General features: G+C 54.6%; 25 protein-coding genes. 6 read left to right on the top strand and 19 right to left on the bottom strand.

The window, feature by feature from the left end:
- Positions 1-54: 54 nt before the first annotated feature.
- The 5 genes from rplA to Poly59_RS07020 all read right to left on the bottom strand — a co-directional run bounded on the left by rplA (position 55) and on the right by Poly59_RS07020 (position 4,930).
- Positions 55-732 carry a 50S ribosomal protein L1 gene (gene rplA, locus Poly59_RS07040; RefSeq protein WP_146533412.1) on the bottom strand — a complete coding sequence of 226 codons (678 nt, stop codon included), beginning with the start codon at positions 730-732 and terminating at the stop codon, positions 55-57.
- Positions 733-1,047: 315 nt separating this feature from the next.
- Entirely contained in the window at positions 1,048-2,310 is a 1,263-nt protein-coding gene (locus Poly59_RS07035) for a hypothetical protein (protein WP_146533411.1), read from the bottom strand.
- 114 nt (positions 2,311-2,424) lie between these two features.
- Positions 2,425-3,168, bottom strand: coding sequence for a uracil-DNA glycosylase family protein (locus tag Poly59_RS07030; protein ID WP_146533410.1), 744 nt, complete (start codon positions 3,166-3,168; stop codon positions 2,425-2,427).
- Positions 3,165-4,082, bottom strand: a complete 918-nt coding sequence (locus tag Poly59_RS07025; RefSeq protein ID WP_246151456.1) for a hypothetical protein — start codon at positions 4,080-4,082, stop codon at positions 3,165-3,167. Before Poly59_RS07025 ends, Poly59_RS07030 begins: the two co-directional genes overlap by 4 nt.
- 71 nt (positions 4,083-4,153) lie before the next feature.
- Positions 4,154-4,930: a hypothetical protein gene (locus Poly59_RS07020; RefSeq protein WP_146533409.1), complete on the bottom strand. Its 777-nt coding sequence runs from the start codon at positions 4,928-4,930 to the stop codon at positions 4,154-4,156.
- A gap of 99 nt (positions 4,931-5,029) precedes the next feature.
- On the opposite strand from Poly59_RS07020, the gene Poly59_RS07015 reads away from it, so the two are divergent.
- The 3 genes from Poly59_RS07015 to Poly59_RS07005 all read left to right on the top strand — a co-directional run bounded on the left by Poly59_RS07015 (position 5,030) and on the right by Poly59_RS07005 (position 8,068).
- Positions 5,030-5,917, top strand: coding sequence for a hypothetical protein (locus Poly59_RS07015; protein ID WP_186776075.1), 888 nt, complete (start codon positions 5,030-5,032; stop codon positions 5,915-5,917).
- A gap of 82 nt (positions 5,918-5,999) precedes the next feature.
- A complete protein-coding gene (locus Poly59_RS07010) occupies positions 6,000-6,764 on the top strand; it encodes a lecithin retinol acyltransferase family protein (protein WP_186776074.1) in 765 nt (254 codons plus the stop codon).
- A gap of 212 nt (positions 6,765-6,976) precedes the next feature.
- A complete protein-coding gene (locus tag Poly59_RS07005; RefSeq protein ID WP_246151455.1) occupies positions 6,977-8,068 on the top strand; it encodes a hypothetical protein in 1,092 nt (363 codons plus the stop codon).
- 97 nt (positions 8,069-8,165) lie between these two features.
- Here the strand turns inward: Poly59_RS07005 and Poly59_RS07000 are convergent, their stop codons facing one another.
- The 9 genes from Poly59_RS07000 to Poly59_RS06960 all read right to left on the bottom strand — a co-directional run bounded on the left by Poly59_RS07000 (position 8,166) and on the right by Poly59_RS06960 (position 16,892).
- On the bottom strand, positions 8,166-8,723 hold the full coding sequence (locus Poly59_RS07000) for a hypothetical protein (protein ID WP_246151454.1): 558 nt from the start codon (positions 8,721-8,723) through the stop codon (positions 8,166-8,168).
- A 35-nt stretch (positions 8,724-8,758) separates the two neighbouring features.
- Positions 8,759-9,142: a group I truncated hemoglobin gene (locus Poly59_RS06995; RefSeq protein ID WP_146533406.1), complete on the bottom strand. Its 384-nt coding sequence runs from the start codon at positions 9,140-9,142 to the stop codon at positions 8,759-8,761.
- Positions 9,143-9,378: 236 nt separating this feature from the next.
- Complete coding sequence (locus Poly59_RS06990; RefSeq protein WP_246151453.1) at positions 9,379-10,698, bottom strand: FAD:protein FMN transferase; 1,320 nt, start codon at positions 10,696-10,698, stop codon at positions 9,379-9,381.
- Between the two features lie 108 nt (positions 10,699-10,806).
- Positions 10,807-12,027 (bottom strand): NADH:ubiquinone reductase (Na(+)-transporting) subunit F, encoded by a 1,221-nt coding sequence (gene nqrF, locus Poly59_RS06985; protein ID WP_146533405.1) that lies wholly within the window; start codon positions 12,025-12,027, stop codon positions 10,807-10,809.
- Positions 12,028-12,093: 66 nt separating this feature from the next.
- The gene (gene nqrE, locus Poly59_RS06980) at positions 12,094-12,732 is read right to left on the bottom strand and encodes an NADH:ubiquinone reductase (Na(+)-transporting) subunit E (RefSeq protein WP_146533404.1); all 639 of its coding nucleotides are present in this window, start codon (positions 12,730-12,732) and stop codon (positions 12,094-12,096) included.
- A gap of 6 nt (positions 12,733-12,738) precedes the next feature.
- Positions 12,739-13,362 (bottom strand): NADH:ubiquinone reductase (Na(+)-transporting) subunit D, encoded by a 624-nt coding sequence (locus Poly59_RS06975; RefSeq protein ID WP_146533403.1) that lies wholly within the window; start codon positions 13,360-13,362, stop codon positions 12,739-12,741.
- Positions 13,355-14,260: a Na(+)-translocating NADH-quinone reductase subunit C gene (locus tag Poly59_RS06970; protein ID WP_146533402.1), complete on the bottom strand. Its 906-nt coding sequence runs from the start codon at positions 14,258-14,260 to the stop codon at positions 13,355-13,357. Before Poly59_RS06970 ends, Poly59_RS06975 begins: the two co-directional genes overlap by 8 nt.
- Positions 14,247-15,536 carry an NADH:ubiquinone reductase (Na(+)-transporting) subunit B gene (locus Poly59_RS06965; RefSeq protein ID WP_146533401.1) on the bottom strand — a complete coding sequence of 430 codons (1,290 nt, stop codon included), beginning with the start codon at positions 15,534-15,536 and terminating at the stop codon, positions 14,247-14,249. The genes Poly59_RS06970 and Poly59_RS06965 overlap by 14 nt, the downstream gene beginning before the upstream one ends.
- 3 nt (positions 15,537-15,539) lie before the next feature.
- On the bottom strand, positions 15,540-16,892 hold the full coding sequence (locus Poly59_RS06960) for a Na(+)-translocating NADH-quinone reductase subunit A (protein WP_146533400.1): 1,353 nt from the start codon (positions 16,890-16,892) through the stop codon (positions 15,540-15,542).
- A gap of 737 nt (positions 16,893-17,629) precedes the next feature.
- On the opposite strand from Poly59_RS06960, the gene Poly59_RS29280 reads away from it, so the two are divergent.
- Both Poly59_RS29280 and typA read left to right on the top strand, forming a co-directional pair.
- Positions 17,630-18,136, top strand: coding sequence for a hypothetical protein (locus Poly59_RS29280; RefSeq protein ID WP_186776073.1), 507 nt, complete (start codon positions 17,630-17,632; stop codon positions 18,134-18,136).
- Between the two features lie 81 nt (positions 18,137-18,217).
- On the top strand, positions 18,218-20,026 hold the full coding sequence (typA, locus tag Poly59_RS06950) for a translational GTPase TypA (protein ID WP_222436055.1): 1,809 nt from the start codon (positions 18,218-18,220) through the stop codon (positions 20,024-20,026).
- Between the two features lie 78 nt (positions 20,027-20,104).
- Here the strand turns inward: typA and Poly59_RS06945 are convergent, their stop codons facing one another.
- Positions 20,105-20,608, bottom strand: a complete 504-nt coding sequence (locus tag Poly59_RS06945) for an acetolactate synthase (RefSeq protein ID WP_146533398.1) — start codon at positions 20,606-20,608, stop codon at positions 20,105-20,107.
- A gap of 146 nt (positions 20,609-20,754) precedes the next feature.
- On the opposite strand from Poly59_RS06945, the gene Poly59_RS06940 reads away from it, so the two are divergent.
- Positions 20,755-21,165, top strand: coding sequence for an acyl-CoA thioesterase (locus Poly59_RS06940; RefSeq protein WP_146533397.1), 411 nt, complete (start codon positions 20,755-20,757; stop codon positions 21,163-21,165).
- Between the two features lie 42 nt (positions 21,166-21,207).
- Here Poly59_RS06940 and Poly59_RS06935 read toward each other — a convergent pair whose 3' ends face one another.
- The 4 genes from Poly59_RS06935 to Poly59_RS06920 all read right to left on the bottom strand — a co-directional run bounded on the left by Poly59_RS06935 (position 21,208) and on the right by Poly59_RS06920 (position 26,833).
- Positions 21,208-23,805, bottom strand: coding sequence for a YfbK domain-containing protein (locus Poly59_RS06935; protein WP_146533396.1), 2,598 nt, complete (start codon positions 23,803-23,805; stop codon positions 21,208-21,210).
- A gap of 110 nt (positions 23,806-23,915) precedes the next feature.
- On the bottom strand, positions 23,916-24,419 hold the full coding sequence (locus Poly59_RS06930) for an RNA polymerase sigma factor (protein ID WP_146533395.1): 504 nt from the start codon (positions 24,417-24,419) through the stop codon (positions 23,916-23,918).
- A gap of 159 nt (positions 24,420-24,578) precedes the next feature.
- Positions 24,579-25,922 (bottom strand): Gfo/Idh/MocA family oxidoreductase, encoded by a 1,344-nt coding sequence (locus Poly59_RS06925; protein WP_146533394.1) that lies wholly within the window; start codon positions 25,920-25,922, stop codon positions 24,579-24,581.
- Between the two features lie 86 nt (positions 25,923-26,008).
- On the bottom strand, positions 26,009-26,833 hold the full coding sequence (locus tag Poly59_RS06920; RefSeq protein WP_146533393.1) for a hypothetical protein: 825 nt from the start codon (positions 26,831-26,833) through the stop codon (positions 26,009-26,011).
- Positions 26,834-26,837 lie beyond the last annotated feature (4 nt).

Genomic DNA, 26,837 nt, shown 5'->3' with positions numbered 1-26,837 from the left:
CAGGCCAAAGCCAGTGACCGCAGTATTTCGATCTATGATCGATCGATCGCCGGATTAATTGGTCACTCGTACGCTGGGGCTCATCGTTGCACAAATCGCAACGCCTCGAACGTAAGTCCCTTTGACCGACTGTGGCTTCAGGCCCTCGATAAAGTTCGTGAAGGCTTTGATGTTTTCGACAAGCTTCGGTGCGTCGAAGCTCATCTTTCCGACCATCGCATGGACGTTGCCGCCCTTGTCGTTTCGGAATTCAACTTTACCAGCCTTGTACTCACCGACGACTTTGGCGACGTCGGGCGTCACGGTGCCGGCTCGTGGGCTGGGCATCAAACCTCGAGGACCCAGAACACGTCCGAGTGGTCCAACCAAACCCATCATGTCGGGTGCAGCGATACAGACGTCGAAGTCGGTCCAGCCTTCTTTGATTTTTTTCGCCAAATCGTCTTGGCCAACTTCGTCCGCACCGGCATCGAGCGCGGCTTGGGCGGCGTCGCCTTTCGCGAACACGACGACTCGTTGAGTCTTGCCGATACCGTTGGGAAGAACCAACGATCCGCGAATGATTTGGTCAGCTTGGTTCGGGTCGACGCCCAAACGCATGTGAACTTCGACCGTTTGATCAAATTTGGTCGAGTCGTATTTCTTCAACGCTTCTACCGCATCACTCAGCGGCAGAGCATTCTTTGGTTGCTTTTCAAGCGAAGCGCGATAACGCTTTGATTTCTTACCCATATGGTCACGACTTTCGTTGGTCGGGTGGTTTGGCGAAGTCACCTGGCCCACCGGAAACTGATACGCGGGTTGCGTTCAGCAAAACACTGCCGGCGACGGCAACTTCTCCCACTTCAGACAAGCTTTCGCTTGCGAAGACGAGAATTTGGCGAACTGGAGTCGAATCGTCAACGCCAATCAACACAATCGGCACGAGATTTTCACAGAATGTTGCAAAATCGGGGCCCGAGGGCGAAAGCGGACCTTGCCTTGGACGGGGACGCGGCGTTTTTAATGATCCGATTCGGATAAGTCGAACCAGGATCAGGTTTGGATTCAGGTCACGCCTGCACTGAGCACTCGTAGGCCCTCGAGGACGATTTGGAAGCGTCGTTCGGTTCGGTCGACCTCCTGAGTTTGGATTCGGTCGCGAGTCCGTTTGGCCTGCAGATCTTTTGGCGAAATTTTTACCCGGCCAGACGAAATGTCGGCCTCATCGCGGACCAATTGCTGGGCACGCTGGCCAGCGGCGGCAGAAAACCGCGAGTGCATTGCCTCAATCGACTGATAAGCCTTGTCGTATTTTTCCAATCGGAATTCGCGGTCGCGAACGTGCCCGATCTGATCGGCGCCACTAAACAGACCGCTGCGTTGTGCTGCGGTCATCAATTGACTAAACGCGGCCATGTCGAGCACGTGTTGTTGGCTGTGCTCGCCGTCGCTATTCGTTTCGCCAGTTTGTGAGTTGTTTGATTGGCCGAACGAGTCGTCATCAATCGACAGTGTCTTCGTTAGAAGCACCATCTTGCGACGTTTGCCCAGGCCGATGAAATCCGATCGCGAGAATGGCTTGAAAGATTGTTTGTCAGCCAAACTGGATAATTCCACCGTCGTATCGGTGGCGGCAGTAATCGCTGTCTTGACTAAGAAACTCTTGTCGCCCGTCCGGATCAAATAAACTGCGCTCGGATAGATATCGCGTTCACCTTCGACTTCTCGGAAACCATAGGAGCCGTTGACCAGGTCCAGACGCTTGTCGTCGTCTGAATTCAAAAACGCAGCCGAGAATTCTTCGCTGACGTCGCTGGGTTTCAACAGCATCGTCACGCTGGAACCATCGTCGTTCTCGTCATCGGACGATTTGTCCTCAGGCACTTTATCGTCAGGTACTTCGTCATCGAACGAAGAATCGTCATCGAGCTGAATTGGTGAAGGTTGTTCATTGCTGTCAGCCGCCTCCTCTTCGGCGACTTTAATTTTCTCAATTTCGGCGGCGGTTTCCTCGCGTTTGGCCATTCGTTCGATCGCGGGCATCAGTTCGTCGAAGGCCTTCAGAATCTCGCGTGTCTTTTCTTGCTTTCGCAACAAGACTTTTCGATTATGCAGGTCTTCTTTGCTCTTGCCTGCAAATTGTTTTTCGGGATCCTGTTTGAGCAGACGCGAGCGACTTTCCATGTAAGCCTCGCGCGCATCGATCAATTTGACGTGCGCCGCAACGGCCTTGTTTTCTTGGACCAAAGCACGGGCATCAAGAACCGAAGTTGCCGACCTACTGCCTCGCAGCAACATGTACAGTGCTTGAAGATCGTCTGTGATCATGACAGTTAGCCTGTGAGTGGGCGCCGAATGGCATCGCGGCGAAAGTTGCGTCTCATTGTAGCGAAATTGGCGACATTTGTTGATCTGCACGCCAAATCAGGTAGGTGAAATCACTCAGTCCCACACGCCAGCTTCGGTCAGTTGTTTGGTGACGGTTCCGGCCCAGTCCTTATTGGCAGCTGGCGACGCAGGGCTGGGGTGCAAGATTCGGCCTAGCTTCGCTTCGTGACATCCGGTGGCCAATACACGCTTTAAACATTCCTCGGCGTACGCGCCGACGCCGATCACAATTTCGGGGTGTAATGCTTTCAGCACCGATGCCAAGTGCCGATCGCAGGCAGCGTCAAGTTCGGCGCGTTCACTTGCTGGCAGCTTATTCGGTGTCCGATTTTTTGCCGATGACTCCATAAAAACCAGCGGGCAATAGTTGACGACAAAATGGTCGCGAAAAAAGTCTTGCGATGTTGGGAAACGCTCGGCAAACAAGCCCCATAATCGCCGCCCGCTGACTTCGCTTCGGCTGCATGCGAAACCTTCAACCGGACGTTTGGGGTGTTCGTGGGCGGGCCGATGGACTGGCAAGTCGATACCTAGCCAATCTTTTGCCGCAGCGATTTCGCCAAACGGAATACCGGTTTGGGCCATTCCCCACGGGCCTGGGTTCATTCCCAGCAAGACGACGCGTGATCCGTCGTCGTTGGCGAGCGACAGGTAGGCCTTGTGAGCGTCCCACGCGTAGTTCAGCGGGTTGTACACATGGGTTACTGGATCGCCGAACGACATCGCGTCGACTTCTTTACAAAGTTTTCGGGCGGCCGCGATCAGTTTTTTTCGGGCTCCGTGTGATGTCGATTTCAAGGTTTCGTCTCGTCTGTCTTTTTTGCCATCGCTGCACGGAAGGTCTGGGAGTCTGCCAACTGAGGTGACGGAGCGGGTGGCTGGACGGGCGTTGCGAGGCCCCGTTGAGAGTTTGTTGACGCAGACAAGCGAGGATCGGAATCGGTTCGCTGCAGTGCGTCACGTAACTGTTCAAGCACCATGATCTTTTGCCAGATCTTGCGTGACATTCCGTTGGTCAACTGTTCGATCTCGCTAACGGCGGCAACCGCGTCGGCGTCATCGAAGTTCTGGACATACAGCGCAGCGATTTTGCCAGTCAGCGACAGCATCTCGCTGCAATAATCCAAGTACCGATTCAGCAGCAGTGGTGTCATCGTTTGTTTGGGCGAGTGCTTGGTATCGTTGTTGTTTCGAAAGCATCGCTCAGGGTCTTTGGTCAGCTGATGCATGTCGATGATGTGCGCGATCGACCTCAGTTCGTGCAGTGCGCCTAGTGCCCGGCGTCGTTTGATCCGGTTTTCCAAGCTAAATAAAAAGAAGATGGCGATCGAAAAGAATATGAGGACGTTCAATCCTGACTCGAGCGCTTGAGTCCAGAACACGACGCCTTCGGGTTGTTGGCCAATCCCGTCAGCGATCAACGTCGGATCAACGTTTACGTTTCGCACCGCTAAAAAAGCGATCGCCAGCACTGATGCGACTAGGGCTGTCGCGAGCAAGCCTGCGGTACAGCGAATCCAAAGAATTGGTTTGGCAATCGACACTGAACGCTCCGCCGCTTTGGTGGCAACGTTGTACAACCGTAGACACAGCTTGGTCAGTCCAGCGTCTGGAAATCGATCTTCGATTCGACGCTGGATCATCGCGACGGTTTCGATGATCCGATCTTCGCGGAGCACCATTTCGCCTTCATCTATGACGGGTTGTTTCAAGCGATTCCTCTGTTTTAAAAGTGTCGGTCCCGACGCGATGAATTGTTCGCCGTGAATCGAAAACCGTGATCTTAAACGCCAAGGTATTCCTCGATCGCATCACTGATCACATCGGGCGACGACTGGTCACCCGTCCAGCGTTCGAAACACTTGACCAGCATGCCGACCCGTCGTTGGTGCGGGCCGATCCATTGGTAGCCTCGTTCAATGATTGCGTCACGATCGGGATGTTCGTCAGTCAAATCGATCACAAAAGTCGAACCATCGTTCACGGGCCAGTCGTCGAGATCAAGTTTGGCCGGAGTCATTTTTAGTGGCACTTTCGAATCGCCCTGCGGGGCGCTAAATTCAGGCTCGTTCGCCAAAACGATCAATCGAGCAGCGGCAATCCGGTCGCTGTTGGCGGTTTCCACCACGTTTTCGTCTTCGAACAGGCTCGCGTCGATTGGCAGAGTCGCGTCACGTGCTCCGATCCAAAGTCGTGTCAGCGGCTCGTGGGCGCCCACCGTCTCGTTAATCCAGGCACGCTGTTCGGCGCTAGCCCGAAAATGCAGGGACTCGTCGCGGTACAGGCAATCGATCGCGGCCACATCGACGTCGGGTTCAATTTTCGTCGCATACCACTGGGCCGCAACCGGCATGACGGATGCTTCGATCATCACGCCCGCGATCCCCGTTACCTTGAAGCCTTCAAGGGCAGCAGCGATGTGTTCGGGATGGACGTCGAACGACAGGACTCGCCATTCCAATTCAAGTGCGTCGAGTGCCCGCTCGATCGCAAACTGGCTGGGGTTGCCGGCGATCGGGTGACCGATGACCGCAATGATCGGTTCAGTGGTACCATCCATGTTTAAGCGTTCAACTTCGTACACACGGGGTTGGGAATCATGGGAGAGGCTCTTGGTAGCGATGACCGTTCGCCCGAGGAATCGCCGAGGAATCATTCGTTGACTGCAAACGATCTGCAACCAAATGTTACCACCGATCACGACCACGTGGTGTCCCCGCGTTTGGGTATTTGGTCGGTAGGGCTGATCGCTCTATTCGTCGTGATCGTAACGATCGCTGGCGTGGCGGCAACAGCGTGGCAGAGCGGGAGAAGCAGTTATCCCAGCGCAGAAGGTCTGTACATGCTAATGCTGACGTTGACGATCGTCGGCATTGTTTTCGGTTTGGCGTCTGGTGCGATTTGGATAGCGTCCTGGATCCGAACAGCGTGGATTAAATACGCATCCCGGATCTTGGTGGTGGTCGCGGCGGCGATGATGCTGAACGCGCTCGGGACCTACGATTGGCTGCGCAATCTGTCTAATATGGGCGGTCTTTGTCTTGCCCAATGTACGATCTTTTTGCTTTTGAAAGTCCCCGCTTGGTCGGCTGGGATTGGCGACCATGCTTCGCGGCTTTCCCGTCGTCGGCAGTTTCAAATTTCGGATGTGATTTTGGCAACGGCCTGTACCGCTGGTTTGTTGACGGTTGTACGCCACTATTCCACCCCTGTGTCGGAAGCGGAGTACTGGATTGTTACGGTCGCGATCTGGTTGCTCGGGCCGCTGATGGCGACGTGCGTAAATTTTGCGTTTTTGGACAGTCGCCGGATGCGGCGATGGACATTAGCCGCGGCTAGTGTGTTGATGGCGATCGCGGGTGGAACGGGACTGGCGCTAGCACAGGAAGCGGTGGATGCCACTGGAGTCGCCTTCACAGAAGCGGCGCCGTTCTATTTGGCGTTCATGTTCGGATATGTGATTTCTTTGTCCGTCGTGGCATTCGCTGGCGCATTCGATCAAAAACTGGCTAAAATGCGGACTCGCCCGCCAAGACTCGCGTCTTAACATCGAACCAGTGTCAGTACCGATGTCGAGAAGCAGGAAACAAGACGATGTTGGCGAAGACGTAAGTAAAAGGAATTTTCGATTGGCTCGTGGTGACCATTTTTTCGTTTGGCGACGACAGTTCGGGCTGGCTAGGTTCCAGCACCACGGCATCGATCTGGGTGATGGTAGTGCGGTACATTTCACCGACGGTGGCCTAGGCGTTGCAGGGCCGACTGGCAACGCGACCCACTTTCAGATCAAGCGAACGGACTTGGATGTCGTCACGCGTTGCGGTCGTGATGTCTTGCACTACGTCGATTATCGAGATCGCTTGCATGTTGACGAAACCGTTGAGCGAGCGATCCGACGCATCGGCACCCGCGACTACCATTTGCTCTTTCATAACTGCGAGCACTTCGCGGTTTGGTGTATCACCGACCGGCATGAAAGTCGCCAGGTTTCGGTCGCATTTGATCGAGCCAGTTCAGTCGGCATCAAAGCGATCGCAGCGGCGTCAGTTCATGTCGCGTCGCGAATCGGTGCCAAGCGAATCATCCGCGGCGCAAGTCCTTGGATGTTGATCGCTGATGCCGCGCAGTGGGCGACGGAAGCCGGCGGGCATCACGTTGGGTTGCGAAACACGAAGCAGCGCAAACAAGCTAGTCGCGCCGTTGGAGCAACGACCGCCTTGTCGATCGGTGCTCTTGGTGGACCCGTTGGCATCGCCGTTGCCGGTGGATTGTGGTGCGCCGGCGAGGTTGCTGGTGAGCTGTCTCAGGCTGCTTACGAGAACGTAAGAAGTCGCCGGCCAAAGTCTGGCCCAAACCCAAACCCTGGCCCAGACTCTGATCCGGACGCGCTGTAGTCCGAGCGATTCTGGCTCAATCGCGGTCCTGCGTGTGTGAATCCGCACACGCATGGTGTGCAGTTGGCTCCGATTGCGAGTGACATTGTGGTTTGTGACGGCTGCAAAAAAAACTCGGAACTGCACACATATTTCTCGTCGATGCTAGCGGTGAAACGGAAAAGGACTGCAATGCCTGCGGCCTTAGAGTGCATCTTCAGGGAAGAGAGAACATGAGAAAAATATTTTCTACGGCGCTCGCGGCGGTTGCGCTGTTGCACGCGTCAGCTACGACGGCCCACGCAGGAGTGTTTGACTGCCTGTCGGATAGCCAATGCGACGCTGCCGTTTGCGATAGCGGTTGTGAAATCGGCTGCAGCGATGGATGTGACATTGGGTGCGGTGAATCCGCTTGCGATTCGGCATGTGCTTGCAGTGCATGTGGCCAGTCGGCATCGCTGTGCGGATGTCTTGATCGCATGAACTTGGTGGGCTTGATCAAGCCTAGCGATCATTGCTTCGACGACTTCATCAGCCCGATGATCGACTTCGTGTTCTTTGAAGATCCGCGAACATTGACCGAACTTCGGCCGATTTTCGTTCAGCATCGTTTTCCAAACGAGCTTGGCCCAGGCAAGATTCCTGCTGGCGGCGATCTGCAGCTTTACGCCTTGCAATTCCGTTTGGCACTGACCGATCGCCTGAGCTTGATCGCGGTGAAGGACGGTTACATCGTCGACGGCAGCAAGGGGGCACTCGATGGATTGCTTGATTCAGGTTGGGCCGACGTTAGCGCTGGTCTGAAGTACAACTTGATCCGCAACACCCAGACTGGCACACTTGCATCGCTCGGCTTCACCTACGAAATTCCAATGGGTGACGAAAAAGCATTGCAATCGATCGGCGACGGACAATTTAATTTCTTCGGCTCGGCCGCTCAGCGCTTGTTCGGCGGCAACGCTCACTACATGACTTCGTTCGGCTTCAACACACCTGTTGATAACGCGTCGCAAACGTCTTCGATTCACTGGTTGAACCACTTTGACGTCAAGACGACGAAGAAGACTTATGCCTTCACTGAATTTTCGTGGCGTCACTGGACAGACAGCGCCGACGTCGGATTGCCACTTGGCGTTGCCGGTGAAGACTTGTTGAACTTGGGTGCGACGAACGTGGCCGGCAACGACTTGGTCACTCAAAACGTCGGCATGAAGTACAAGCCAAACGGTAACTTCGAAGCTGGTGCAGCCTATGAATTCCCACTGACGTCGTTCGAAGACATCATTCGTGATCGTTGGCAGTTTGAAATGATTTTCCGATACTAAGTTCAAGCGCTCTACGAAAACGTAGTTCGACAACACTGTCATCAAGTGTAAAGCCGCCGACTCTCGTGAAAGCCAAATTGGTTTCGCGAGAGTTTTTCTATGCGGTGACTCTTTGCTCAGCAACACCCGAATCATGGCCTGGCTGCGCAATACCCGCGATCGCGAGGGTTTGGTCGAGTCGGGATTGCAACAGCGTCATTTGATCACTACTTAGGCTCTGGCCAATCTGGCTTGCCACATGCAGCACGACGATGAAGACGATACCAAGCGGAACCATCGCCAACGCCCATGGCTGGCCGCCCATCCACCACTGGACGTAAGCAAGGATCATCGCCGCGAACATCAAAATCAAGATGACAAAGTAGATTGCGATGAACATTGTCCAGATCTCGGGACGTGGTGCAAAACGACAGTGCAGTCTTGCCATGCTGGTCGAATCTGAATCGTTCGCGTCACTGACCTGTACCGAAAGATGCGGTGACCAGAACCGCTGGCTGGCTGGTTCGATTTTGTAATCAAAGCACATCGACGCGGCGTCGGCAAAGCCTGTCATGTCGTTTGTCTTTAGCGCTGTTCGCATTTTTTTGACGACCTCGTCTGAAGCATACGGCGCATCGATGGTGAAACCGGGCTGCAGGCGAAGAAACTTGATCATAGCGGTTAGACGCAGTCGGCTAGATGGTGGTGATTCTATCCATCAACGTTTGCATCACCGGTCACTTTGTCTCGGAAGGTTGCCAGTCGCCCAAGTGCATCGTCAACGTCGCGTTTCGAAACGCCGTGCGATTCCATAGCGGTGGCAAAGTGTCCGCAAAACTTTGCAAAGTGAACTGCAGTGATTCCACGCCCATGGTGGATCGCGTTGAGTTCGGCACCGGTATAGTTGGCGGGGCCATCCAGAGCCGATGCCAAGAAATGGTACTGCATGCTGCGCAGCCGTTCCATCGAAACGCCCTCAAAGAAGGGCGCAAGTTCTTGGTCAGCCAGCACGTGGCTGTACATCGTTTCAACGATTTCAGCGACGCCCGTGGCGCCTCCCATCCGTTGAAATAGAATTTCTGAGGTTTCAGACATGATTTCAGCACTCCGTTGGGTGGCGGAACTCGGTTTTCTTTTCAAGTAATATAGAAGCAAACAACGGGCTAACTCGTTCGATGATCCAAAAAGGAACTCGAACATGCCTGATGTGACGAAGTGACTCACACCTGTGCGAAGGGAAATTGCGATGCGAGTCAACCGATTTGTTAAGCGTTGGGACTCAGCAACACAAAAGTCAAGATGCGGCGTGATGCAATGACTTGATCGCTTGCTTAAGCGTTCTCGCCAGTTTGGTTTTGCATTCGATCGCGAAGCTCTTTGCAGGCGTCGGCAGGGTTGCTGCACAGCCCGCAGCTTGTGCTGCCGTCTGGGTTTGTCTTGTTTGCGATCCCGCCGCACGAGCCGCTGATGGCTTTGCGTCCAAAGATTACGCCGATAGCCATTGAAAATAAGATCGTAGCGAACGCGATCGTGGTAATTGCAACAATCACCCAAGGTGACCCGTTTGCCGAAAGAGTTGTTTCCATTTTTTCACCAGTTGTGTTGGTTGCGACGTATTGAGCAAGCTCGCCGGTTCCTGATTTTGTAAATCCATCACTACTTCGCGAGATCAGCAGGGCGTCCAAGTCTTCTGTTTGAGCGATCGCTAGTCCTTCGGCGGGGCCCATCGCGTTGATCGCTGTCGCCCAAGCGTCCGCGTCCACGCAGCGATCGGCCAAGATAGACACCGAAGCTAGGGCATGATCGACCGGATAACCGGTTCGGGGATCGATTGTGTGTGAGTAACGTTTGCCGTCCGCTTCAAAGAAGTTCCGGTAATCTCCCGAGGTCGCCATCGCATGGTCCGTGCCGCCAGTGCCAAACGCGTGAGCAATGGTCCATTGGTTAGTAGTCGCATCGGGCATTTGGATCCCGACTTTCCAAGGTTTTCCCGATTTTGATCCGCTGACCCGGACCTCTCCGCCGATCTCGACAAAAATATTTAACAATCCTTGCTCGTTTAAGAATTTAACCACTCGATCGACGCCATGCCCCTTGGCGATCGCTGACAGGTCGATTTTCAGGCTCGGCACCGACTTCCTAATCGCGGGAGGATCCATGCGGACAGCTAGCTTTTGGTAGCCGATCGAATCTTGTATTTTCGCAATCGTCTCAGCACTGGGCGCTACGCTGGTTCGCGGGCCAACACCAAAGTTCCAGGCATTGACCAGTGGTCCAACCGTTACGTCAAAAGCACCGTCGGTTTTGACCGAGACCTCCAGGGCCGTTTCAACGACAGATGCGAATTCAGGGCTGACCGCAAACCAGTCGGTCGAGTTCGATTCGTTGAATTGACTGATCTCGGATGATTTTAAATACGTCGACATCTGGTCATTGACGTTGCGGAGCACGCCATCAACATCGATGCGAAGGTTGTCGACCCGGAGCGACTCTGGCGGTTGGAAAACCTTGACTGAGTAGGTCGTTCCCATCGTCTCGCCAAAAAATTCTAGAAGCTCGCCGTCCGCCGCAGCGGCACCGCCCGACAGGCACGGATTGCAAGCAAGCAGACCGACGAAAGCAAGAATCAGCAGACCACGAAAGCGGGTCATCAGAGGGGCTTTAAAACGGAGAGGTTGTTAACGCCGACCAGCCAGGATTGGATCCTGGCATTATTGGCATCGCCGGGACGAATCCCGACGTTTCTCATAATACACGGGTTAGCCGCCGAAGTCGTCGTACGCGATGTTCTCGGGCTCTACGCCAAGATCGTCGAGCATGCGGAAGACCGCTTGGTTCATCATTGGCGGACCACAGATGTAGTACTCGATGTCTTCAGGCGCTGCATGCTTGGACAGATAGTTTTCTAGCAGCACTTGGTGAATGAAACCGACGTAGCCATCCCAGTTGTCTTCCGGAGCAGGTTCTGACAACGCAATGTTGAACTTGAAGTTTGGGAAGTCCTTCTCAATTTCGCGGAATTGATCGACATAGAACAGTTCTCGAGCACTTCGACCACCATACCAGTACGAAACCTTGCGATCGGTCTTACCACGCTTAAACAGTTCAAAGATATGACTTCTCAGCGGGGCCATACCGGCACCACCACCGATGTAAACCATCTCAGCGTCGGTGTCCTTGATGAAGAACTCACCGTAAGGACCACTGATGGTCGCTTCATCGCCCGGCTTCAAGCTGAAGATCCAGCTACTCATTTGTCCCGGTGGAACATCCGGCATTCGCGGTGGCGGCGAGGCTACGCGAATGTTCAGCATGATAATGCCTTTTTCGCCCGGATAGTTTGCCATCGAGTAGGCACGAATTACGGGCTCTTCAACCTTCGAGACATATCGCCAAATGTCAAACTTGTCCCAGTCACCGTGGAATCGTTCTTCGATATCGAAATTCTTGTAGTGAACTTCGTGGGGGGGACATTCAATTTGGATGTACCCACCGGCCTTGAAGTCGACCTCTTCGCCTTCGGGCAGTTCCAGGACGAACTCCTTGATGAAAGTCGCAACGTTGTGGTTGCTGCGGACCTTGCACTTCCACTTCTTCGTTTCGAAAGCCTCTGGGGGAACTTCCACGACCATGTCAGATTTGACTGCGACCTGGCAGCTTAGGCGTTCACCCTCGGCGGCTTCTTTTTTATTGATGTGGCCCTTTTCGGTTTCTAGGATGTCGCCACCGCCGTCGGTGACCTTCACCTTGCACTGGGCGCATGTCCCACCACCACCACAGGCACTGCTGACAAAGATACCGGCATCGGCCAACGCACCAAGCAGTTTTCCGCCGGCAGGAATCTCGACCGTTTTCTGGTTATTGATCAAAATTTTGACTGGCCCCGAAGCCACCAACTGGCTCTTGGCCGCCAAAATCAAAAAGACGAGCGCGATCACCACGACGGTGAACATTGCGACGCCAAGAAGAATGGTAGTCATGCTTATCTAAGCTCTTGAATGGTTTTAAATCGTCTATGAAAAAAGGGCGAGGCCTTCTTCCGACACTTAGAGGCTGATGCCGCCGAAGGACATGAACGCCAAAGCCATCAGGCCGACGGTGATGAACGTAATGCCTAAACCGCGAAGCGGTGGCGGCACGTCACTGTATTTCATTTTTTCGCGGATACCGGCCAAGGCGACAATCGCCAGTGCCCAGCCAATTCCACAACCGAGGCCGTAGACGACGGATTCAGGGAAGTTGTAGTTGCGATCTTGCATGAACAGCGAACCGCCAAGAATGGCACAATTCACGGTGATCAGCGGCAAGAAAATTCCCAACGCGTTGTAGAGCGGTGGGAAAAACTTGTCCAAAACCATTTCAAGGATCTGAACCATTGCCGCGATGACGCCAATGAAACTGATGAACCCTAGGAACGACAGGTCGATGGTGGCAAAGTCCAGCGTGCCAGTTGGGAAACCCAGGTCGTTGACCCAAGTCAAAGCGCCCTTTTTAAGTAACCAGCTGTTGATGACTTGGTTGGCTGGGATCGTAATCGCTTCGATCACGATCACCGCGGCACTCAGTCCAAGAGCCATTTTGACGTTCTTGCTGATCGCCAAGAACGTACACATCCCCAGGAAAAAGGCGAGTGCAAGGTTTTCGATGAAAACAGCTTGCAAAAAGATGCTGAGTAAATTTTCCATGTTCGCTTACGCCTCTTCGATTTGTTCAGGCTTCCAGGCTCGGATCGCCCAGATCATGAATCCGATGATGAAAAATGCGCTGGGCGGCAGCAGCATCAAGTTGTTGGGGTTGTACCAACCGCCGTTGCGATCGAGCGCGAAAATTTCAACGCCGAACAGCGACCCACTGCCAAACAGTTCGCGGAAAAACGCGACGACCAACAAAACCGCGCCGTAGCCGATTCCGTTACCGATCCCGTCCAAGAAACTGATCCCTGGATTGTTTTTCATCGCAAAGCCTTCGGCGCGACCCATCACGATACAGTTCGTGATGATCAAACCAACGAACACCGACAATTGCTTGCTGATGTCATAGAAATAGGCTTTCAATAGTTGGTCGACCACAATCACCAGTGAAGCAATGACGGTCATCTGTACGATGATCCGAATGCTGCTGGGGATGAAGTGACGGATCGCACTGACGCAGAAGTTACTGCAAGCGGTCACCGCAATCACAGCCAATGCCATGACGATTGATGTTTCCATCTTGCTGGTGACGGCCAGGGCCGAACAGATCCCAAGAATCTGCAGGGCGATGGGGTTGTTGTCGACCAATGGGTCGACAAGCACATCCATAGGTTTTTTAGCCATTGATCGTTTCTCCGGAAGTGCGAATGTCGGCCGATTTATCAGTGGCAGATTCGGACGTCTTCTTGCCAGCCTTGATCTGGTCCAAGATCGACGTTCCGCTCTTGATATCCTTGCCTAGCTTGTCCAGCAGCGGACCATAAGCATCGTCGCTAGCCCAGTATCGAAGCATCTTGGTAACACCATTGCTGGTGATCGTTGCCCCTGACAAACCATCGACGGCGTAGACGTTTTCAGCTGGCGCGGGGCCTTTGAATACGAGTACCGCAGGCTTGCCATCGGCGTCGTACAATTTGCGACCGTCCCACTGGGCTTTCCAAGCTGGGTTGTCAACTTCGCCACCTAAGCCAGGCGTTTCTTTGTGCTGATAAAAAGTTAAGCCTTGAACCGTTTCCAAGTCGCTTTTGAGTGCTAGATAGCCCCAAAGCGTTCCCCACAATCCCTTACCGAAGATCGGCAAAACGACAGTTTGGATATCACCGCTGCCGGGTTTCTGGACAAAATAAACCTTCATCACCGAGGGACGCGACTCTTCGCCGGGATCGTATTCAGGGTCAACAATCTTAACACTCGACTTGGGATCGGATGCTGCTTCGGCGAGTTCCCAATCCGCAGCGCTTGCTTCATTGTTGAACGAACCGTCGTCCATATTGATCAGCCCTTCGCTGACCCATTCGTAAAGTTCGTCGATTTGTTCCTTTGACAACTTGCTTGCGGGCAGGCCGTACTCGCCGATTGCCAATCCAGCGGCGTCAAGGATGTTTTTCTGTTGGTCAAGTTTCTCGTTGGCAACCTGGGTCGACTTTAACGCCACTGCCGCGGCACTGACGGCCAGCGAACAGACGACGCAAAGAACGGCCGCGGTTGCGATCGTACGAGTCAGTGAATCACGTTGTTGCATAGCGTGCCATCCTCCGGCGAACGTTCAGTTGGACCACGAAGTAATCAATCAGCGGGGCGAACACATTGCCGAACAAAATCGCCAACATGATGCCTTCGGGGTAAGCGGGGTTCACAACGCGAATCAACACGGTCATGAAACCGATCAGTGCGCCGTAGACCCACTTGCCAGTGTTTGTCATCGAAGCACTGACGGGGTCGGTCGCCATGAAGACCAAGCCGAATGCCAATCCACCGATGACCAGGTGCCACTGCGGTGGAATGCTGAACATGGCGTTGGTGCCACTGTTGACGCCCATCATCAACCAACTGGTTGCGACGACACCGCCAACGACGGCGGCCATGATCTTCCACGATCCGACGCCCGAAGCGATCAGGATCACGGCACCGACCAAACAAAGCAGAGCGCTGGTTTCACCAAAGCAGCCTTGGATATTACCTAGAAAAGCGTCCATCCAAGTGATAGAGCCGGTCCAATTGGCTTGTTCACCCGCGGCTGGTCCCATCGTGTAACCGATGCTGGCGAGCGAATCGACAGCGTTCGTTCCGGCTGGTGCCTGAGCCAACTTGCCCAATGCGGTTGCTCCGCTGAATCCGTCAACCGCTGTCCAAACTCGCTCGCCACTGATTTGGCCAGCGTAGGAAAAGTATAGGAACGCACGACTTGCAAGTGCGACGTTCAGGAAGTTACGGCCAGTCCCGCCGAATACTTCCTTCGCCACAATGACACCAAACGAAATCCCAATAGCAACCTGCCAAAGCGGGATCGATGGCGGGAGCGTCAACGGGAACAGCAATCCGGTGACCAAAAAGCCTTCGTTGATTTCGTGGCCACGCAACACACTGAAGATCAACTCAATGTGACCACCAACAAACATGCAGACGATGTAGACGGGCAAGAAGTGAATCGCACCAAGCACGAAATTGTCGACGTGATTGGTCGGGTCATGCCCGAATCCCATCGCGTCATGAACGGTGTAGTGCCAATCTTGGGCGACGCTAACGCCGACCGCAGCAGACTGCTCCATCGCCGTGTTGGCTAGGTAGCCGACATTCCACATGCCGAAAAGCGTGACTGGAACAAGTGCCATCACCACGGTGATCATCATTCGCTTCAGATCGATCGCGTCACGAATGTGCGTCGAACCTTTGGCGACTTCGCCGGGCGTGTACAGGAATGTGTCGAGGGCTTCGTACATCGGGTAAGCCATCTCGAGCGGCCCACCTTTCGCGAAGATCGGGTGGACTTTGTCCAGAATGTTGCGAAGTGCTTTCATGGATCAACCTTCTCGTTCGATGGTGTTCAGGCTTTGTCGAAGCAGCGAGCTGTATTCGTACTTCCCGGGGCACACAAACGTGCATAGTCCCAGGTCTTCCTCTTCCAGCTCCAAAACGCCGAGTTGTTGGGCTTCATCGGTATCGCGATAGATCAGCGAACGCAGCAGTTGCGTCGCCAGGATGTCCATCGGCATCACTTTTTCGTAGGTGCCCATCGGCACCATCGCTCGCTCGCTGCCATGCGTGGCAGTCGTCAATGCGAACTTTTTGTTGGGCAATCCTGCCGATGCGAAGACGCGAAGGGTCGAGTACTTATCGAATCCAGGTTTTTGCCAACCCAGGAACTCGCGTTCGTTGCCTTCTTGCAGGATCGAAACTTGATTGTGATAGCGACCAAGGTAGCCTTCGGGGCCGATCGCTTTGCGTCCGCAAAGAACGCTGCCGCTGATTGCGCGAATGTTGAGATTGCCGTCGTACTCACCGTCGATCAGCTCACTGATTTGGGCACCCAAACGCGTCGCCAACAATCGCGGATGGCCTACCACCGGGCCCGCCAACGAGATCACTCGGCGAACATCAACCGTTCCTGTTTGCAAGAACGCGCCGATCGCGCAAACGTCTTGGTAGCCGATGTACCACACCATTTTTCCGGGACCGACTGGGTCAAGGAAGTGAATATGGGTTCCGACCAAGCCGGCGGGGTGCGGTCCACCAAAGGATTCGACTTGCACGCCGCCAATGCCTGATCCGGGAATCTCGGCAGCAGGCGCTTTGCAAACGAACACCTTCCCGTCGGTCAGGCTGGTCAGAGCCTGCAATCCGAGGTTGAATTGTTCCTTGCGGTCCGCGATCACAATCGCCGGATCAGCCGCCAATGGATTCGTGTCGATCGCTTGCACGAAGATCGAGTTGGGGACAGAACCAGGAACCGGAACCTTGCCGTACGGCCGAGTTCGCAGGGCTGTCCAAAGGCCACTTTGCGTCAAGCCTTCGGTTAATTTTTCGCGGCCCAGCGACATAGCGTCTTTGCCCACGAAGCCGTCGAATTCAACGCGGTCGTCGCCGTCGCCATCGACATCGATCACGATCGATTCGAACTTGCGTTTGGCACCTCGGTTGACTTCCGCAACGGTACCGGACGCAGGTGCAGTATATGTTACCCCCGGATTTTTCTTGTCTTCCAGGACCGCTTGGCCCAATCGGACGCGGTCACCCGGTGCGACCAGCATGGTCGGCCGCATGCCGACGAAATCGGCTCCCAAGATACCGACGCGTGAGACGCGTGCCGCGGCATCGATGTGTTGTTCGGGGCTGCCCAGAATCGGCAGGTCGAGCCCTCGTTTGATGGTCGTCATCAATGACCCTTTTCGACAGTTGTCATCAGTGAAACTTGCTCGCGAAAATTGACATTTCGAACCTTCTTTCGACGAAAGAAACTTCGATTGCCGAGGAAATACGCCGCCTCGTTCCAACGCAACCATGGCGGAAACGCAAACGGCTTGTGAAAAAAATCACAAAGTCCGTTTTAGCCAAAGTTCGCATCCTGGTTAGGCCTGCGAACTTGGGGAAATCTGGTGTGTATCGGATCCCATGTACGGCGAGCAGCAGAAACAACGTTAAATCGGCTGCGAGCGGATTACACGCGTGACCGTTTCAAAAATCGCCCCGCTCCTCGATCAGAACACTTAGAAACGCGATGAATCACCATCGATCCAAATCTTTCCATGATCGTGCTGCGAATTGCTCGTCGAAGCTCACTGTACGACCCACGCTTGTAACCGAGCATAGGTGCGTGCAATCAACGCGTTCAAGCGAATTCTTGCGAGCCAGAAATATGCCACAGCTGCCGTTTTGTCGCAACGCCACTGAGTTTTTCGTTTTGTAAATCTTTGTGAAGACGCTCTAACGCGCTGGATTGCTCCTGTAGGCCCTTCCAAGGGCTGACCATTCGGGTCCGGCGGAAGCTGCGTCTCGACTTATCGCGAGAAAATTAGTCAGATATTGGGCCGCCTTCCTTTTTCCTTTGGTGAGATTCGTCGGTTCGCTGTTGCCTGCTTGCTGAGAATCCAGAGTCGTAGAAGAAAAAATGATTATGAAAAAAACATTCTGCAGTTTGGTTTTGCCCTGTGCTGTCTTGTTCTTGTTGGTCTTCATCGCTGGATGTGGCTCCAAGCAGGCCGAAAATTCGCCGGCGGCTTCAGCCGAGCATGATGACCACGATCATGACGATCATGCCCACGACGATCACGACGACCATGCTGGTCACGATCATCCTGCCCACGGCCCTAACGGCGGGCACATGGTCGAATTGTCGGGCGGCGGTCACGCCGAATGGGCTCACGACGACGACAAGGAACTGATCACGGTCTATCCGGAAAATGCCGATCAGGTCACTAAGGTCGAAATGAAGGTGACCATCGATGACAAGGCGACGAATTACTCGTTCGCGAAGTCGGACGACGACGGTTTGGTCATCTACACGCTGACGAGTCCAGAATTGCTAACCGCAATCAAGATGGGTGACGCAGTCAAGACCGAGCTTGTTATCTCGACCGACGATGGTGATATGACCGGAAAGGTCGCTCATCACGCTCACTAGGAAAGCATTCAAACTCATCCACGAGTTTGGTCTTCCATACTTCCTTTAGCCAATCACCTCTCCAACCTTGCGACCTGTACTTTGCGCCGTTCTGATATTCGAAACGTTGTCATTATCGCCCACGTCGACCACGGCAAAACCACTTTAGTGGATTGCTTGTTGCGTCAAAGCGGCCAATTTCGCGATGCCGAGCTACGCGGCGAACGGATCTTAGATTCGAATGACCTAGAAAAAGAACGTGGCATCACGATTCTGTCAAAGAATATCGCGCTGCCTTATGAAGGCGTGAAGATTAACGTCATTGATACGCCCGGGCACGCTGACTTTGGTGGCGAAGTCGAACGCGTCGTCCAGATGGCCGATGGTTGTTTGGTGCTTGTCGATGCTGCCGAAGGCCCGATGCCGCAAACGCGGTTTGTGCTCGAAAAGGCACTGCAAGCTGGCTGCACGCCGATCATCGTGGTCAACAAAGTGGACCGTCCCGACGGACGCCCGCTCGAGGCGCTTGACGAAGCGCTTGAGTTGCTTGCGGAACTTGGTGGCGAAGAGCAGCTGGACAAGGTGAAGTACGTTTTTACCAGTGCCAAAGAAGGTTTTGCGACTCTCGACCCGGCGGTCAAAACGACCGACATGCGGCCATTGTTCGATCTGGTGTTGTCGGCGTTGCCGGGCCCAGAAGTCGAAGAAGACGCGCCGCTGCAAATGATGGTCTCGACGCTGGGCTGGAGCGAGTATGTTGGCCGGATCGCGATCGGTCGGATCTCGGCTGGTAATATTGAGGCCGGTCAAACGATCGAACTGCATCAAAAAAATGGTCCTGCAAAAGTCAAAGCGGCCGGACTTTTCGTTTTCGACAACCTTGGTCGCACGGCCGCCGAATCGGCAGGCGCCGGCGACATTGTTGCGTTGGAAGGATTGGTCAATGTCGAAATTGGCGACACGATCTCGGCCGTTGACGCCAACAACGCTTTGCCTCGATTGAAAGTCGATGAGCCGACGCTTGAAATGGTCTTCAGTGTCAATTCATCTCCGATGGTCGGCCGTGAAGGTAAGTTTGTCACGACGCGACAGTTGAAGGCGCGGCTCGAAAAGGAACTCGAGCGAAATGTTGCTTTGCGAGTCGAAATGATCGAAGGCGCCGAAGCCTATGCGGTCAAAGGGCGTGGCGTGTTGCACTTGGCAATTCTGATCGAGACGATGCGACGCGAAGGATTTGAGTTGTCGGTCGGCAAGCCACGCGTGATTTTCAAAACGATTGACGGCAAAAAGCACGAACCGTTCGAACGTCTACAGGTCGAAGTGCCCACCGAAACGATGGGCCCTGTGATGGAGTTGGTCGGGCTTCGCCGTGGCCAATTGGAAGAAATGAATCCTCGTGGCGAGTACACGATGCTAAGGTTCCTGATTCCATCGCGCGGGTTGATCGGATTGCGAACGCGATTGCTTAATGCGACGCGTGGTACCGCGATTATCAATCACCGCTTTGAAAGCTATCGCCCGATCGAAGGCGAAGTGCCTAAGCGATCCAACGGCGTGTTGATTTCGATGGTCAGTGGCAAGACGGTTCCGTTTGCAATGTTTGGTTTGCAAGATCGCAGCGAACTGTTGGTTCCCGCCGGCATCGAGGTCTACGAAGGCATGATTGTTGGCGAAAACGCTCGCGAAAATGACTTGACCGTGAACCCTTGTCGCGAAAAGAAACTGACCAACATGCGGGCCTCGGGTAGCGATGAAAACGTGGTGCTGAAACCGCCCCGTGACATGTCGCTTGAAGCCGCGCTTGAGTACATCGAAGAGGATGAACTGGTCGAGGTCACACCGCTGAACATTCGGCTGCGAAAGATTCTGTTGAAGGAATCGGATCGCCGGCGAACCGGACGCAGCGCTTAATCAATCTGAAGCAGATTACTTTTCAGGTACTGGAACTTTAGTTAGGTCCAGTACCTCAACTTGGTGGTTTCGCGATGCTTACTGGTTGCGAGTCGGGTCGTCGTTCAAATCGCCTTCGGTGATGATCGTGAACCCTTTGTCGATCAGCGTTTGCATGGCGACTTCGATGTTTTCGACCATGATGGCAACGGCGGGCTTGCCGTTCGGGCGGACGATCAACGGATAGGCCTGCGTGATATTCAGTTCTGCTTGCAGTAGCGCCGAACAGACTCGCAGCAATGGTTGAGGGCCTTCGGGTAATTCGACGCCAAGCAGATCGGTCTCGATCATGGCCAGCCCGCTACGTTCCAGGATTTCACGGCCGCGATCGGCGTCGCTGACCAAGAACCGCACGAACGCGCATTCCGCTGCGTCACTGATCGACAGAGCACAGACACGAATGCCGGTGCCTTCGAACCGTTTGACGACCTCTAATAGCTGCCCGACACGGTTCTCAAGGAAGATCGTGAACTGGCGAAGGGCCGGGTAATTGCGTCCGCGAATGGTTTCAAACGCGGTTGCTGAATCGTCACCGTTACTCATCGTCAGGTCATCCGTTGGTGGGTGGTTACCGCGTTGCTTTAGATTGGTCTGCCCTCGGGTTGCATCAAAGTTTAGGCTTCTCGGCGGTTTGCAGTCAATTCGGCCGGCAATCTGTTCCGTTAACTACACCATCGGTATATGTCTCTATGACCTTGAATCCTCATAACCCACTGAACCGTCATCAAGAAACAATTCGAGTCACTTACCAAGAAACCGACGGCCAGCGGCGCGTCCATCATGCCAACTATCTGAACTATTTTGAACGAGGCCGGGTGGAGATGCTGCGTGCGGCTGGGGTCAGTTATCGATCGTTCGAAGACGCGGGCAAGATGCTGGTCGTGACAGAAATGAATGTTCGCTACACCGCAGCAGCCGAGTTCGATGACGTGCTAACGTTAACCGTCGAAACGACCGAGATTCGTAAGGTACGAATCCGGCACCGTTATCAAATTCACCGCGGCGACGAACTGATCGTCGAGGGCGACTCGACGATCGCGTGCGTCGACAAAACGGGAAAGCCTGCGAAGTTACCGCAGGCTTTCTTGGAACATGAATGATCGGGCGCCGTTGTAGGACTGACGTCGACAGTCGGGCAGTCGCTACTTTAGCGACGACGCTTTCTTGACCAGCTTGATGAACTCAGTTCTTAGGCCGTCTTCATCGATGCCTTTGGATGCTTTTGCGGTCTCCAGTACGTCGGACATCTCCCAGTCGCCAGCATGCTTGCTGTGCCGCAATTGCATTCCGAATCCCGCCACGGCGGCGGCAAATCGAGTCGACTCGTCCGCTTCGTCGAACGAGTCAAGCTGGTCCACGATCGGGAAATCAACGCGAGTGCTGGTGTCGCCGTCGGGCTGTTTGTATCGAATCCGTACGGTCAGCGTTTCGTTGCTGTCGCTGGTCGGCTTTGCAGCCGGTTCTGGCTTGGCGATGTACTTTGACTCTTCGACCTTGGGACGCACCGAGTCCGAATCGGCACCGACTGGCACGATTTCGTACAGTGCGGTGACCGAGTGGCCGGCACCGATCTCGCCGGCGTCCTTTTTGTCGTCGTTGAAGTCTTCCTTGGCCAAGATTCGATTTTCGTAGCCAATCAATCGATACGCCGTGACTTTGGCGGGATTGAAATCAACTTGCAGTTTGACATCCTTGGCAATCGTCACCAGCGTGCCGCTGATTTGATCGACCAGCACCTTGTGGGCTTCTTGCGAGTTGTCGATGAACGCGTAGTTGCCGTTGCCGCGGCCACTGATCTGTTCCATCATTGCATCGTTGTGGTTGCCCATTCCGAAACCAAGCACCGTCAAGAAAATGTTACTCTTGGCTTCGTCTTCGACCAGTCGCACCAGCGCATCGGTGCCCGTGGTGCCGACATTGAAATCGCCGTCGCTGCACAGGATCACTCGGTTGACACCGCCGGCAACAAAATTCTCGCGAGCGGTTTGGTAGGCTAGTTGGATACCTGCCCCACCGTTGGTGCTGCCGCCGGCGGAAAGCTGTGTCAGTGCCTTGGCGATTTTCTTACCTTTCTTGGCAGATGTTGAATCGAGCACCAGGCCAGCGGATCCGGCGTAGACCACGATCGCGACTCGGTCGTCCGAATCAAGTTGCTTGGTCAACATTTTCAGACCTTCAAGCACCAGTGGCAATTTGTTCGCAGAGTTCATTGATCCCGACGTGTCGATCAAGAACACCAGGTTGCAGCGGGGACGCTCGTCCGACTTCATCGTTTTGCCTTGGATCCCGATTCGAGCGAGTCGATGTTGGTCGTTCCAGGGGCACGATGTAATTTCTACTTCGGCCGCAAACGGATGCTTGGCATCGTTGGCCGGTGGCGCGTAGTTGTAGTCAAAGTAGTTGACCATTTCTTCGATTCGCACTGCATCGGGGCGCGGCCACTGGTTCGCTCGCATCAAGATATCGCGAGTCTTGCTGTACGAAGCCGTATCGACATCGATTGAAAACGTGCTCAGCGTTTCTTCGTCGGTTCGCTTGAATTCGTTTTCGGTGATGGCGGCGAACTTGTCGCCGGAAGTTCGTCCGAACAGCGATTCTTGGCGAGGAACAACACGGATATCCGGCAGTGCGGCAATGCCGGGGGCCGTTTCGAGAAGTTGTGATTTTTTCAGTCGATCGCGATTCAGTTCGAGGTTGGGTCGTGACTTATCGGATCGGTTGCTTCCAGCGAAATGGGGAGTCGTCTGGTTGCCGACGGCATTGGGGGTGGGGGCAGGCATATCCATATCCATGCCCATATCCATATCCATATCCATGTCCATCATTCCCGTCTCCATTCCCTCTGTCCTCATCATCTTTTCATCCATACCTCCCATATCCATATCGCCCATCTTTATATTCATCTCGACATTATCCGTGCCGCCCGACATGCCCGTATCCATTGCAAAACCGTCCATTCCCATTCCGCTTCGTCTCGAGCGTCGGTTCGGTGATGCTGGGGTAGGTGGATTGCCCTTCGCTTCGACACCATCCTCAAAAGGATGGTCTGCTGACGTTGGCGAAGGACCTTGGTAAGCGAGTGCCATTCCACTCGTCATCGCTTGGTCAGCCGTGATGGCATCGCCGGCTATATTGCCGTAGTCCAATTCCACATTGCCACCGCCCATGGCGCCACCAGCCGACGATTGCTCCTTCTTTGTGTAGGCCGATATCGAAAGCCGTTTGTCGAGTCGCTCGCTGGAAATCGGTTTGCCGGCTGCCTCGGGAGCCGCAGTCATCGATGGAACCGACACGGCTGAGACGGGGGCGTCCGCCACGAGTTCTTCGAATTCCACCGCTTCGGTGTCGGCGACGTGGATTGGCGAGTCTCGCTCGACTTGCGAAACCGTCGTCGGTTGATTCTGGATCATTGGCGCGATGCCGATCATCAATGCGACCACGGCTGCGGTGGCCAGTAGGAGCATTGGCACTTTCCAAGATGTCTGCTTGGAAATGGTTGGAACGCTGTCGGTTGCACCGGAGGCGATTTCTTGGCGTCGTTCAGCGCTCAGCGTCGGAGTCGACTCGGTGGCGAACAAACCGGTCAGCTTGTCGGTCACGCTGCGGGCTTCGTCGACGGCGTCCGACAATTCTGAGTTTGTCGTTAGTTCTTTTTCGAAGGCGACTCGCTGATCGCCGGACAATTCGCCCATCACGTATGCAGTGATGCGAGGATCGTCCCAAGGGGATGGTGTCTTCATGATTGAGCTCTTTGATTTCGGTCCGCCAGTCGCGGGCAGATGATGGGTGGATGGTTGAGCCGCGAACGGGTTCGCAGTTGGGATTGCCAAGGCCTGTCTAGATGAGTGGTCTAGATGGCCGTGCGCAAGCTTCGGATGGCTTCGTGCAGATGGAATCCGACGTTGCTGACGGTCAGACCAGTGACTTCAGCGATCTCGCGGTAACTCAGTCCGGCGGTCATTCGCAGCCGCATGACTTCTTGTTGCCGCGGCGTCAAACGGTCCATCAAGACGTCCAGTTGGACGCGGTCTTCAGCGTCGATGGCCTCCGATTCGGGCCCAGGGCTTGGATCAGGCATAGGGATCCGCGACGCATCGACGGGCGTCGCATGAGAGGTTCGTTGCATGTCAATCACTCGGCTTCGGCAGACAGAGAAGAGCCAAGCTGCGAGGCGATTTTGCACGTGGTCGGGCGTTTCGCGACACAGCCTTAGGAACGTTTCCTGAACTGCGTCCTGGGCCCCCTGCCAATCACCGCTCATCATCCGAGCCGCATACGCGATCAATGGTCGCTGGTATCGATCAACGATTTCATCGATCGTGCCCGGTGGCCACTGGCAAGCGTTTTTGGTCATGGATTTGCGTCAACGGCAGAAGAAAAGAACGCGGTTTCGCCATGACAACGAACAAGAATGAAGTTTATTAGGAAAATAAAAACAATCGGCCAGGTTTTGGGGACCCGGCCGATTCTTGTCTATTCACTGCAGGCTCGGGATTGAAGCCGACGCGGAACCCTAGACGAGCTTGGTTTGGCCCGGAATGGCGAACGTTGATTCGGGGCGTGGGCCGTTGATATCGAAGTCCTCGGGGAACAGCGACAAAGTCGACTTGTTCGTGATGAAGTCCCACGTCACGTCTTGGCCGGTGTAGGCGGCGACTCGGCCTAGCACTGCTGTTAGCGAACTGATTGCTGTTTCTTTCAGTTCGACGATTGGCTTATTCGCCCGAACCGAGTCGATCAGGTCCTTGTGTTCCTGCTGGTAGGCGGCACCGATATCACCCTTCATCTTGAAGATTTCGTTGCCCTCGTTGTCGACGATCTCGGCTCCAGAATTGCTGCCGTAGATCGACGCCTTGCCCTTGGTACCGTAGATGATATTGGACGTTTCGCTTGCCGCACCGGGGATCTGTCGGCACTTGAACGACACCATGCGCTCGCCTGGGTACTGATAGTCAATGGAGATGCTGTCCCACATCTCGCTGCCTTCGGGGCGAGTGAATCGGCCGCCGCTGCCGAACGCCGATTCCGGTGGTCCGCCCATGATCCAGTTGATCGCGTCAATGTTGTGGACAGCTTGTTCAACGATTTGGTCGCCGGACAGCCAGATGTAGTGCATCCAGTTGAAGACTTGAAATTCGGTGTCGCTCATTTCGGGGCGACGAACTTTGTTCCAAATCCCATTGCTGCAGTAGCGAGCCGATGCCGAAATGATGTCGCCAATCGCGCCTTCGTGGATCAGCTTGATCGCTTCAACATAATTGGTTTGCCGACGGTACTGAGTTCCGGTGACGATCGAAGTACCGTTGGCGATGGCTGTTTCATGAGCAGCCAAGCAAATTTTATAGCCGGCTGGGTCGACACAGGTTGGTTTTTCGGCAAACACATGCTTGCCTGCATCGACCGCGTCGCGAACGTATTGGGGGCGAAAGCCGGGGGGCGTTGCGAACAAGACAACATCGACTTCGTCATCGTCGAGAACTCGTTTGTAGCCATCGATGCCACCGTGTAGTTTGTCGTCCGAGACGTCGACTTTGCCTTCGTGACGGTTGGCAAGCGAGCCTCGCAGGCCGGCGAGTTTCGATTCGTTCAGATCGGCCATCGCAACAAGCTTGACGCCGTTGTTGATGGACAGCGAATCGTTAATCGCGCCACTGCCCCGTCCGCCCGCGCCAACCAACGCAATTCGGATCGGCGGACCATCGTGAGTTTCGGTAGCGGGCTCGTCGCCTCGCAGAGGTCGTACGCCTACCAAAGCCGTTGCGGCACCGGCCGATAAAGCGGTGCCGGATTTTAGGAAGCTGCGTCGGGAGGCATCGCTTTTAGGCGTCGAACGATCGTTTTGGTTTTCAGTGGTCATCGGAAGCACTTCGGAAGGATGGCGAGGTGGGTAAGGAAGGAGCCATCATTCTAATCCATGCTGTCGCGCTGGATGAAGCGTGACGATTAAGCGGCACGATTTTTTGGGAGAGCGTTTTCTGGCTCGTTCAGGACGGATTTTATCGGGGCGGATAGATCGAGCTTTTGCTGCGAGTCTTCCAGCATCTGTAGCAGCGGTTCGATTCGGTGCGGTTTGCTGAGAACCAGATCAATGCCCCCCGACTTGGCGTTCGATAAATCTTGGGGGCGGGGCGAGTTCACCAGCCAAGCTTGTTTGGCAGTGCGATTGCCAGACGGAATCATCAAGGTTCGGCGAGCCCACGAGTGTGCGGATGTCGGGACGGCAACCGAGTCGTCCCACCATACCGCGTCGATATTGCGAACGCCTTTTGCATCAGGCGTTCTCGACCAGACGGCCGTGGCGTCTGCGCTGCAGGCCAGGTCGATCAGCGATTCGGCGGTGGCGATGCTAGACGACACGATTAGAACGCTGTGCGCTACTGCTGTTTCGTCTCTGCCTTTACCCACTAATTCGGGCAGCACCTCTTTCCAGCGATGCCAAGGTTCCCGCACGCCATCGAATCCGTGTAGAGGCGATCGCGTGATGGCTTCGCACAAAACGCCTAACAAGTTCAGGCGTGACGAATTCGGGTGCGCCGCGTCAAGTTGGCGAAGCAGGTGATCGGGCGGTGATTGACGCTGGGATTGCGCAAGCACGATCACGCCAACGTCATGGGCAGGGCGTTGCAATGCCGACTGAATGTTGTTGCGGTAAGCGAGTTGCGGAGACTGGCTTTCGCAAAACTCGTACGCGTTTGCAAAGTCCAGCGAGTGTCGGTCGCCAATCCAAAGCAACGTCTCGGATCGAGCTTGGGTTGCAGGTGGTTGCATCGGA

The organism is Rubripirellula reticaptiva, from assembly GCF_007860175.1.
In the GTDB taxonomy this organism is placed as follows: Bacteria; Planctomycetota; Planctomycetia; order Pirellulales; family Pirellulaceae; genus Rubripirellula; species Rubripirellula reticaptiva.
The sequence above is the reverse complement of the archived record's forward strand: the minus strand, read 5'-3'. Positions and strand labels throughout refer to the sequence as shown.